The following is a 1,455-nucleotide window of genomic DNA, read 5'->3' as shown; positions in this document are numbered from 1 at the left end:
GGCTGTTCAGCCCTTTGCGCCTTGGCCTCGGGCGTAGACGTCCTCGTATCGGACGATGTCGTCCTCTCCGAGATAGGCGCCGGTCTGAACCTCGATCAGAACCATCGGTACCTTGCCGGGGTTTTCCATCCGGTGCACGGCGCCCAGCGGGATATAGACCGACTGGTTTTCGGTCACCAATTGCTGATGGTCGTCAATGGTCACGCGGGCCGTTCCTTCGACTACGATCCAATGCTCGGACCGGTGGAAATGGCTCTGCAGGCTCAACGCGGCGCCGGGATGGACGTGAATGCGCTTCACCTGGAACCGGTCGCCGACCACAAGGCTTTCGAACCAGCCCCAGGGGCGGTGATCCTTGGGGAATTGGGTCGCCTGCGCTGCCCCTTTCTCTTTCAGGGCGGCAACCGCTTTCTTGACGTCCTGGGCCCGGGACTTGTCGGCAACCAGCACGGCGTCGTTCATCGCCACCGCGATGACGTTGTCCAGCCCGATGCCAACAACCTCCAGCTGCTCGCTGTCCGACCGCAACAGCGAGTTCTGACAATCGATCGCAGTCGCGCCACCGCTGGTCACCACACCGTCGGCATCCGGCCCGCTTTCACGCCAGACCGCGTCCCAGCCGCCCAGATCGGACCACGCCGCTTCAAACGCAACGACGGACAGGTTATCGGCCTTTTCCATGACCGCGTAGTCGATCGAGATGTCCTCGGCCTGCCCCCACGGTTCGGGCGCGAGCCGCAGGAATCCAAGATCGGTCTGGGCGTCGTTCAACGCGTCCTGTACCGGCTGCATCAGCGCGGGCGCATGGGCCTTGAAAGCGGCGATGATATCGGTTGCGCGGAACAGGAAAATGCCAGCGTTCCATTTGAAATTTCCGGCTTCCAGCATTTGGGTCGCGCGCGCCAGGTCCGGCTTTTCGACAAACTGCTTTAGCGGGACGGGGGACCCGTCGCCGTTTGCCGCGCTTGTCAGTTCGAGATAGCCATAGGCGGTTTCCGGATGCGTCGGGGTGATCCCGAAGGTCACCAGCTGCCCCTGCGCCACGGCGTCCATCCCGCGGGCAACCGCCGCCTGAAATGCGGCGGCATCGGGAACAACATGATCAGAGGGCGCCACCAGCAACACGGCATCCGCGTCCTCAGCATGGGCGCGCAGCGCCGCAGCCAGCACGGCGGGGGCGGTGTTGCGCCCCTCGGGCTCGATCAGAATGGCACCGGGATCGATTCCGACGGCCTGCAGCTGCTCGGCCACGATGAACCGGAAATCCGAGTTGGTCAGAACCATCGGGGCCGCAAATGTCAGCCCGTCCGTGGCACCGGACAGCCGCCGCGCAGAGGCCTGAAACAGGGTTTCATCGCCGATAAGAGACACAAATTGTTTAGGATAGCTCTTACGCGACAAGGGCCACAAACGGGTTCCAGAACCTCCGCAAAGGAGGATGGGCGTAATCAACAT

1 protein-coding gene is annotated in these 1,455 nt (G+C 63.0%); it reads right to left on the bottom strand.

Translation table 11 applies throughout. The features are described 5' to 3' along the window. Positions 1–6: 6 nt before the first annotated feature. Positions 7–1,455 carry a mannose-1-phosphate guanylyltransferase/mannose-6-phosphate isomerase gene (locus ACR1XY_RS24490; RefSeq protein ID WP_480597405.1) on the bottom strand — a complete coding sequence of 483 codons (1,449 nt, stop codon included), beginning with the start codon at positions 1,453–1,455 and terminating at the stop codon, positions 7–9.

It is taken from the genome of Ruegeria sp. AD11(2025), from assembly GCF_056542405.1.
The sequence above is the reverse complement of the archived record's forward strand: the minus strand, read 5'-3'. Positions and strand labels throughout refer to the sequence as shown.

Coding starts and splice junctions, on each gene's coding strand:
- ACR1XY_RS24490 (WP_480597405.1), bottom strand. CDS start 1,455: ATGTTGATTACGCCCATCCTCCTTTGCGGAGGTTCTGGAACCCGTTTG.